The sequence below is a fragment of the Hyalangium sp. genome, assembly GCF_035629615.1.
Lineage (GTDB): Bacteria > Myxococcota > Myxococcia > Myxococcales > Myxococcaceae > Hyalangium.
Genome location: NZ_DASPHO010000055.1, coordinates 1 through 8,930, shown reverse-complemented (window position 1 = coordinate 8,930; position 8,930 = coordinate 1). Strand labels below are relative to the sequence as shown.

Annotated in this window: 7 protein-coding genes; 3 read left to right on the top strand and 4 right to left on the bottom strand. The window is 66.1% G+C overall.

What is annotated here, in order from left to right; genetic code table 11:
- Together VD972_RS02585 and VD972_RS02580 are read right to left on the bottom strand one after the other, a co-directional pair.
- On the bottom strand, nucleotides 1-3,242 hold a 3,242-nt coding region (locus tag VD972_RS02585; RefSeq protein ID WP_324980201.1), incomplete at its 3' end, for an ELWxxDGT repeat protein.
- A 323-nt stretch (nucleotides 3,243-3,565) separates the two neighbouring features.
- Complete coding sequence (locus tag VD972_RS02580) at nucleotides 3,566-4,924, bottom strand: GAF domain-containing sensor histidine kinase (RefSeq protein WP_324980199.1); 1,359 nt, start codon at nucleotides 4,922-4,924, stop codon at nucleotides 3,566-3,568.
- Nucleotides 4,925-5,073: 149 nt separating this feature from the next.
- Between VD972_RS02580 and VD972_RS02575 the strand changes: the two genes are divergently transcribed.
- Nucleotides 5,074-5,250 (top strand): tetratricopeptide repeat protein, encoded by a 177-nt coding sequence (locus VD972_RS02575; RefSeq protein ID WP_324980195.1) that lies wholly within the window; start codon nucleotides 5,074-5,076, stop codon nucleotides 5,248-5,250.
- Nucleotides 5,251-5,967: 717 nt separating this feature from the next.
- Here VD972_RS02575 and VD972_RS02570 read toward each other — a convergent pair.
- The gene (locus tag VD972_RS02570) at nucleotides 5,968-6,168 is read right to left on the bottom strand and encodes a hypothetical protein (RefSeq protein WP_324980192.1); all 201 of its coding nucleotides are present in this window, start codon (nucleotides 6,166-6,168) and stop codon (nucleotides 5,968-5,970) included.
- Between the two features lie 186 nt (nucleotides 6,169-6,354).
- On the bottom strand, nucleotides 6,355-7,611 hold the full coding sequence (locus VD972_RS02565; protein WP_324980189.1) for a peptide MFS transporter: 1,257 nt from the start codon (nucleotides 7,609-7,611) through the stop codon (nucleotides 6,355-6,357).
- Between VD972_RS02565 and VD972_RS02560 the strand changes: the two genes are divergently transcribed.
- Both VD972_RS02560 and VD972_RS02555 read left to right on the top strand, forming a co-directional pair.
- Complete coding sequence (locus tag VD972_RS02560; protein WP_324980186.1) at nucleotides 7,556-8,293, top strand: PQQ-dependent sugar dehydrogenase; 738 nt, start codon at nucleotides 7,556-7,558, stop codon at nucleotides 8,291-8,293. The two genes, VD972_RS02565 and VD972_RS02560, sit on opposite strands and share 56 nt — an antisense overlap.
- Nucleotides 8,256-8,930, top strand: a 675-nt coding sequence (locus VD972_RS02555; RefSeq protein ID WP_324980184.1) for a hypothetical protein, incomplete at its 3' end; no start/stop codon positions are given. The genes VD972_RS02560 and VD972_RS02555, both read left to right, overlap by 38 nt.

Below are 8,930 nucleotides of genomic sequence, written 5' to 3'. Positions count from 1 at the left end.
TAGCACGCGTCCGCGGCCTCCACACCGGGGTCCACCCACCCACTGCCGCAGGTGTGCGTCATCCGCGCCGGCCCCTTGAGCTTCAGCACCGGCGCTGTCCGGTCGTCCACGTGCACCGTGCGGATAACGCTCACGGTCTGCCCTGCCCCGTTCCATGCGCTGTACTGCACCGAGTAGCTGCCCTCCGCCGCCGTGTTCGGCCCGGGCCCGTAGGCGTCCTGCCCCGAGTTGTACCGATGTACCTCCAGCGGCACGCCGCTCTCGTCCCATGCCTGCGCGCCCGGATCCATGTACACGTCCACCCCGCACTCCAGCGTCATCACGGCGTCCCCGTTAAGAGCCAGGGAAGGCGGCCCCCCGTCCGAGGGAAGCGGGTTGACGGTCACCGTGAAGGTGCAGGACGAGGCGGGATACGCGGGGTCGAAGGCCGTGGCCGTCACCGCGGTCGTCCCCAGAGGCAGGCGCTGCCCGAGCTCGTGGCTGTAGCTCACCGTGATCGGCCCGGTGACGCCCGGCGCGGGCGTGGCGGCAGACCAGAAGGCGTGGGCCACCCCTCCCGCGTCCGTCGCCGTCAGGGAGACAGGGGCGGGGCACCGGATGGGCGCCAGGGGATACACCCAGGGCTCCAGGCCCGTGGTGCCGTCATCGCCCGCGAAGTAGAGCGCCTTGCCCATGGGCACCACCTTTGTGTCCTCACCAATCCACGGCACCTGCACACTCGCGATAAGGACCGTGCCCTCCGCCGTGCCGTCGCTCCTCCACAGCTCGTGGGTCTGGGTGTCACGCTTCGTGGTGAAGAAGAGCAACCCGTCCGTGACCACCATGGCCGTGGGATCAAAGGACCCGCCCAGCCCCTTCACGCGAACGGTGCCGGCCTCGGTGCCATCCGTCTTCCACAGCTCTCCCGTCGAGACGGTGAAGTAGAGCGCGTCGCCCAGCACCCTCAGGTTCAGGGGGACGCCTGGGAGCTGGCCCCGGACGAGGACCGTGCCCTCCGCCGTGCCGTCGCTCTTCCACAGCTCGCGCGATATGCCCGCCCCGGGTTTGTACCGCGCGAAGTAAAGCGCCCCGCCCAGACCCTGTAGCTCGTTGATCCTCCCACTGGCCCCATCCTGGAGGCGCACGGTGCCGGCCTCGGTGCCATCACTCCTCCACAGCTCGTAGCCGCCGGCGCTGTCCCGAGCGCTGAAGAAGAGCGCGTCGGAGAAGGCCTCCAGGAGCCCGGGATTCGAACTTGCGGAGCCTGGGCGGAGGTCTTTGACGAGCCAGGTACCGGCCTCGGTGCCGTCACTCCTCCACAGCTCACGGCCATGGGTGCCGTCATCCGCGGTGAAGTACAGCAAGTCCCCGAGCGGTGTCAGCCCCTGCGGGTTCGAGGGCAGAGATCCCGGGTGGAGGTCCTTGACGAGCCAAGTGCCGGCCTCGGTGCCGTCGCTCCTCCACAGCTCACGCGAGGAGGAGAAGGAGCCGTCGCTCCCCTGAAAGAACAGCGTGTTGCCCAGGATGGCCGTCTCCGGCGGCGAATCCCCGATGTTGCTGACCATCAGCAGATCCTTGACGCGCCAGGTGCCGGTAGTCGTGCCGTCGCTCCTCCACAGGTCGGAGTCCGCCACGAAGAGGAGGGTGCCACTGGCGTCCGTCAGCCAACCGGGACCCGGGTTACTCAGCGGCTGGATGATGTCCTTGAGCAGCTCCGGTGCGGCCCCGAAGGCCGACACCTTCCAGAGCTCTCTCCCCTCCAGAGGAGAGATGGCGGTGAAGAAGAGCGTCCCAGCGACCGGGAGCATGTCCAGAGGAGCAGCGGATGCGGGCTGGTAGCGCACGTCCGCTACCAGCGCCGTGCCCTGAGAGGTCCCATCGGTCGTCCAGAGCTCCAAGCCCACCTGCCCATCGGAGGCGACGAAGAGGAGCTTCGTGCCGAACGCCGTTAGCTCACGCGGCGGCAGGCCGCTCGCGCCGGGCCAGAGATCCTTGACGAGCCGAGTTCCCGCCTCCGTGCCGTCGCTGGCCCACAGCTCCCGGCCGGAGGCGCCACCCTCCGCGGTGAAGTAGAGCGTGTCCCCCAGCCCCGTCAGCTCCTGGGGCATCGAGCTGGCCGTACCCGGGGAGATGTCCCGGACGCGCACGGTGCCTGCCTCGGTCCCGTCGCTCTTCCACAGCTCCCGGCCCGAGGAGCCATCGTCCGCAGTGAAATAGAGCGAGCCACCGACGAGCTTCAGCTCCTGGGGATCCGCGTCACCGGCGCCAGGCGCGAGGTCCTTCACGCGTAACGTGCCGGCCGCGGTCCCATCGCTCCTCCACAGCTCGAGGCCCGCGGCGCTGTCCCTGGCGGCGAAGAAGAGCGCGCCGTCCGCTGCCATCATCCTGCCCAGACCGGAGAACTCGCGGATCCGTACGGTGCCTGCCTCCGTCCCATCGCTCTTCCACAGCTCCGGATCCGGCGCGCCGAACGGATGATAGATGGCCAGGTAGAGCGTGTGCCCCACGGCCGTCAGGTCGAAGAGGTGGTCGCCCCAGCCGAAGGCCTTGACGCGCACGGTGCCCGCCTCGGTCCCGTCGCTCCTCCATAGCTCGTGAGAGTCCACCTGCTCGTGGGATTCCACCACCATGTAGAGCGTATCGCCCACGGCCGTCAGTTGGTGTTGGTGCTGGACGCCGTAGTCCTCGAAGGCTTTGACGCGCACGGTTCCCGCCTCGGTCCCGTCGCTCTTCCACAACTCCCGGCTGCTTCCAGAGGCCAGGATCAGGTAGAGCGTGTCGCCCACAACCTTCGATTCATAGAGGAAGGAGTTCGGGTCCAAGGCCTTGACGCTCACGGTTCCCGCCTCGGTCCCGTCGCTGTGCCACAGCTCTGTAACGCCGTCGAAGTAGCCATAGGTGGTGAAGAAGAACGTCTGCCCCATCGCCGTGATGCCCTCCGGGCCTCTCGCGGCGAAGTCCTTGATCCGAGCCGTGCCGGCCTGGGTCCCATCCGTCCTCCAGAGCTCGTCGGTCCCGCCATTGCCCAGCCTCGGGGCGCCGAAGAACACCGTCTGTCCCACGACGGTGAGCTGCTCGGGATTGAAGTCCGCAGTGCCGGGTGCCAGGTCCGCCACGAGGACGGGGGCCTCGGGCACGGCCAGCACCTGCCGGGAGACCTGGACGGGGGTGGAAGGGAGCGCCTCCTCGGGAGAGGAGGACTGGGTGCAGCCGCTGCCCGCTGCTGCGACAACCAGCGGTAGGAGCCATTGACGAAGGGACATGAGACCTCGTTCGGATGAGCACTCGATGGAGACAGCACCGTTCACGGTCTTCGGGCGTCGTGTCCCACCGAGCGCGAGTGACCGGGGGATGCCTGACTCAAATGCAAGGGACACGCCACTCGGCGGCGGCACGGGAGCGCCTTCGTGCGCTCGCACCGGCTGCGTCCCTTCCGTGACATGCGAAGGGCCGCCGACGTGTCGGACGACACGTCGGCTCGGAGCGCTCACGAGGCTCCAGCGATGCTCCACCGCTGTAGCAGCACTTCCGGCATCAGCGTCCCAGGCCGCTCAGACCGGGGCACGCGACAGCTGCGCTCTTCTGCTCAGGCCTGTCGGCTTCCAGCCCCACGCTCCGCGGTCTCGGTGGGAGCATGGGCGCCTGAGATGGGAAGCATGAGCGTGGCGGTGGCTCCCTGTCCCGGCCCGGGGCTCTCCAGCGTGAGCTGTCCGCCCATCAGCTGTGCCGCCAGGACGCTGGAGTGCAGGCCGAGGCCGTGGCCTTCCCTGCGGGTGCTGAACCCTTGGGAGAAGAGCCGCTCGCGTGCCTCGGGCGCGATCCCCTGGCCGTTGTCCTCCACCCTTATTCGAGGCAGCGGCTCCAGCTCCTTCGTCACCTGGATGCCCGCTTGCTGCAGGACGCTCTGCTGTAGACGCAGGGCCTCCTCCACGACCTCGGCCAGCTCACACTCCTCTGCCAGCAGCGTGGACTTCGCGTAGGTCTGCTGCAGGTGGACGATGGAGCGCACCCGCTCGACGTTGCCGACCATGTCCGTCAGGCTCTCCCGCAAGGCCTCCTGCTCCTTCGCCAGCCGGCCCGCCAGGCTCCAGAGGTAGCCCACCGTGTTGCGGCCGCGTGGATCCTGGGTGAGGAAGTCCGGCAGCTGGGTTTGGTTCTTCTCCAGCAGACTGGCCACCTGCTCGACACGGCCTACCCGCGAGGAGGCCAACACGTCGCGCATCTGCTCGGTGAACACCACCATGCTGGTCAGGGTGTTGCCCACCTCGTGCAGCACGTTGGAGGCGACCTCCGCCATGCCCACTCGGCGGGCCGTCTCCACCAGGCGCGCCTGCGCCTGCTTGAGCTCGCGCTGCCTCTCTTCCACACGCACCTCCAGCGCCTCGTTGGCTGCGCGCAGGGCCGTCTCGGCCTGCTGCACCTCGGAGTAGAGCCGCGCATTCTCCAGGGAGATGACGGCGTGCGAGACCAGGTGCTGCAGCAGGGTGATGCGGCTGGGGCTGAAGGCGCCCGTGGCCAGAGAGTTCTCCAGGTACAGCAGCCCATGGAGCCGCTGGTTGCGCGTCAGCGGCAGGCACAGCAGGGAGCGAGCATGGCTCTGGGAGAAGAACGGATCGGCGGAGAAGGGGTGAGGCTGGGAGGTGTCGTCGACGAGGACGTGCTCCCCGGTGCGCCTCACGTAGGAGAGCACCGTCCAGGGCAGCTCCTGATCCGCTGGCTGCCGTGGCACGGCCCTGGCTTCTCGCGAAGAGGCGTCCACCACGGCCTTCACCTGCAGCTCATCACCCTGCGACAGCACGAGCGCGCCGCGCTGGGCCTCCGCGCTCTGCAGGGCCACACTCATGAGGGTGGCCACCAGCTTCTGCAGGTTGATCTCACTGGAGAGGGCCTGCTGGGCCTTCACGAGGCTGAGCGCATCCCAGCCGGGTCGTCGGGCCCGTGTCATAGGCCGTGCTCTGGCCGCCCACGGACATGTCCGCCAGCCGAGGCCATTGCTCGTCCATGTGCCGCACCTTGCCCTCGGCTCCCCACTGGCTGTAGGCCTCGCGGGCCTGGCGCGGATAGAACGTGGCGATGGTGGAGTAGCCCCGCTCCTTGCAGTACGAGAACTCGCTCCGGGCCTTCGAGAAGGCAAAGGATCTGAACCCGAAGAACGTCGATGCCTGGGCCACGCTCGCCGATGTGCTCCTCGAGGTGAAGGAGTTCCAGGCGGCGCGCGACATCCTCGACCAGGTGCTGCCCGTTGAGCTCCGGGCCGTCCGGGGTCACTAGGGGTTCAACGAATGCGGCACTGCGAACGGGCCTACGATGCCAAGGAACCAAACAAAGATAAATATCGCGGCCATAATCTCGGGGATGAAACGGGCCCCTTTGGGTGGTCGTCCGTTGGGGGTCGTTGTAGCGCTGCCTCCAGCCGGGGCCTTGATCCCTGACGAGCCAGACACCCCGCGGAACACTCCTCGTTCCCCAAACGCGTCCGCTTCGAGATCCAGCAACAAATTAGTCCAACGATGAATCCACCAATTGCCGTTCGCTATGGCGCGTACCCATAGAGCACCAAGGAGCACACCCATTATGCTCATTCCCACCAACGGGACTACCGTCCAACCCGAGCCGACCCAAGCAATGCTGAGTGTGCCACGAGCATGAATCCAGAACGCGTCCAGAAAACCGTATGCTCGTATTGAAGATAACCAATAATGATCTGATACCGTGTGAGCGCTACCTTGTTCTCTTCTTCTGACAGTTCGCCAAGGCAGTCAGGAGTTGATGGGGCACGCCTCCCTCGAAATGACCATCCAAGGGAAAAGAAAAACCCAGCAACCCTTTCAGGTGGCTGGGTTTCTCAGGATGGAGGCGGTGGGAGCTGTCAGGGATCGAGCTGTTGCTGAACATGGACCAGGCCACCCGGCGGGCGGAGTATCTGGCACAAGCCCAAGCAATCACCCAGGCACTCCAGGCGTTCTCACTGGAGAGAAGTGGCCCCCTCTACAGCGTGTTCCTTTTGATGTAGTCCCACAGGTTGCTAGTGCGGTAGGCCAGGAAGTCCCAAGAATCCTGGGTTCCCCCGACGACACCCTCGAGCAGGTGGAGATCCAACTCGCGGAGAGAGCGGAGCTTCTCCTTCGTGTGCGAGGGCTTCTTCTCCTGGGCCTTGGCGGACTGGGACTTCAACTCATTGAATTTCATGTGACTCCCCCTGTGTAAAGGACCGATGGTGAATCAGTCCGGGGACCGGTGTACGCCAATCCCAGGGGTTGGCAAAAAACCGGCTCCATATCTCTCCACCGGCCCGGCAGCGCCGCCCTTAGAGCAGTGCTAACTCCCCCTCGGCCACTGCCCACCGTGTGTTCTCACGCCCGGTGCAGCGCCTTCTCACGAGGCGGTGCTGCCCTCGGCGGACGCGACCCTGGGCGGATGATCCGGCGGCATCACTCCCTTCCGCAGCGGCTTGTTGAACAGCCAGATGCCAACGCCCACGGCGATGCCGAGTCCCAGGAGGAGCGGGAAGAAACTCTCGGGCGACATCCTCCAGTAGACCTGGATGCCGAGGCCCGCGAGGAGGGTGCCCACGAAGGTCGACAGGAACCACACGCCCACCATCAGGGAGACGATGCGCACGGGCGCCACCCGGGTCACCAGCGAGAGGCTCCCGGAGAACACGTAGATCTCACCAATCGTCATCAGCACGGTGCAGACCAGGGCCCAGAGCAGGCCGCCCGCGCCTTCGCCCAGCAGCGAGGTGCCCAGGACCATCAAGAGGATGGACAGGAGGAGGATGAAACACCCCATGGCCATCTTCGCCACGGAGAACGGCGCCCTGCCTCGCTGGTTCTGCCAGGCCCAGAAGCGATCCAGGAGCGGCACGAGCGCGAAGAAGAAGATGGGACTCACGGAGAAGAGCCCTTCCCAGGAAGCCCCCCCCGCCGACTCGGACCTCTCTTCCACCCACATCTGCAGCGTGGTGTTCCGCTGCTCGTAGACGGCCCAGAACGCCACATTGAGCAGGCACAACACCCCGAGCGCCCACACCCGCTTCCACTCGCCGGGGGTCAGCGGCTGCTTTTCGACGACCTGGGTACCGCCGGCCTTGCGCTCCTGCAGCGCGTCCGGCGCGAGATGGTTCCGGCCGAGGAACTGCACCAAGAGGCCGATGCACATGCCGACGCCCGCGGCGAGGAAGCCGTAGCGCCACCCATAATGGGCCGCCAGCAGGCCGCAGACGAAGGTGCAGAGGAAGGTCCCCAGGTAGACGCCCATGTAGAAGATGGCGAAGGCCCCGTCGCGGCGGGCATCCTCCGGCGCGTAGAGGCTGCCCACCTGTGTGGGGAGGGCCGGCTTGAACAGACCGCTGCCGATGATGAGCAGCAGCAAGGCGATGAAGAACAAGCTGTCGGCGCCGAAGAGCACGAACTGCCCCAGCGCCATGAGGATGGCACCCACGTAGACCGACTTCTTCTGGCCCAGGTAGCGATCGGCGACCCATCCGCCGAGCACGGGAGTCAGATACACCAGGCTCGTATAGAGGGCGTAGAGCACCGAGGCGGTGGACTCCACGCTGCACTGCTGGGTGGCAATGCCCTGTGCCAGGTCCGCCGCCAGGCCTGCGTCCTGGTTGAGCAGGCGCTCCACCCTCTCCCGCACACACGGCTCGAGCGCCTGCGGCCCGCTGCACAGTCCACTCCCCCTGTCCGCTCCTTCCTCGTTTCCTGCCTCGCAGCTGCCTGGGGCGCCTCGCTCGCCTCCTCCGCTCCCTCTTGGGGGAACAGAAATGGCCGCAGCTTCGCGCCCGGAGCAAAGACGCCATGGAAGCGGGGCCCGGCCCGAGATCTGGTCCTACGGTCACCGGAACATCCAGTCCGCCGCGCTCGACCCTCGAGGGCGGTTGTGGACGGTCGAGCACAGTCCGCGCGGCGGTGATGAGCTGAACCGTCCCGAGGCGGGCAAGAACTACGGCTGGCCGGTGATCACCTACGGCCTCGACTATTCCGGCGAGCCGATCGGCCAGGGGATCACGGCCCGCGAGGGGCTGGAGCAGCCGATCTACTACTGGGATCCGGTGATCGCGCCGGCGGGCATGGCGTTCTACACCGGCGACAAGTTTGCTGGGTGGGAGGGGAACATCCTGATCGGCGGGCTGGTCAGCGAAGGCATTGTGCGGTTGATCATGGACGGAGATCGGGTCGCCGCGGAGGAGCGGATCCCACTCGGCGCGCGCATCCGGGACGTGAAGGTCGGCCCGGACGGGGCGATCTATGCCGTCACGGACGAGAAGGATGGCCGGATTCTCCGTCTCCTCCCTGGCCGCAGGTGAGCTCCCGGCTCTGAAGCTCGAAGCTGCCCGCAACTCGAGCCAGAATAATATGAACAATCCTATGCACCTGGCGCCCTGGGTGCCCTGCCAGAAGTGCTCCGCGCCATTAGAGGTGATGCAGTCGATGTTCTCGGCTTTCTTTGCCGGGGAAGTGTTGACCTGCGCGAACTGTGGTGAAGCCATCCACCTTTGGGAAGTCGTGTCGAAGTGGATCGGCAAGAAGTTTGCGTTCGGATCGGCGCTTACGCTTGCAGGTGCACAAGGCACGATCGTGTCAGTGCAACTCAAGCCAGCCGAAACCCAGGAGATCGACCTCACCAAAGCAGGTGTTCCAGAGGACGCTGAGGTCGTAAGCTTGAATCTGACTTCGGGTGGCAGTGCTCTCCCGATGGTGGTTCATGGCAACGACATCATCCGAGACCCATTCCCGCCGAAGTTCTACGTGTTCGGACGTGAACTTCCAGATTCTCCGAGGAAGCGCGGGGAAGGGCCTTTGTATGTGCACGCGGTTTGGTTCGTTCGACGCGAGGATGACACCGTCGTTCGGCATCTAATTGACGCCGCTCGCCAATATGAGGCACGACGGTTTGATGCCGTCGTGGTTCCGGCGAACATCGCCGCAGAGGCTGCGATCACG

Coding starts and splice junctions, on each gene's coding strand:
- VD972_RS02580 (WP_324980199.1), bottom strand. CDS start 4,924: ATGACACGGGCCCGACGACCCGGCTGGGATGCGCTCAGCCTCGTGAAG.
- VD972_RS02570 (WP_324980192.1), bottom strand. CDS start 6,168: ATGAAATTCAATGAGTTGAAGTCCCAGTCCGCCAAGGCCCAGGAGAAG.
- VD972_RS02560 (WP_324980186.1), top strand. CDS start 7,556: ATGCCCTGTGCCAGGTCCGCCGCCAGGCCTGCGTCCTGGTTGAGCAGG.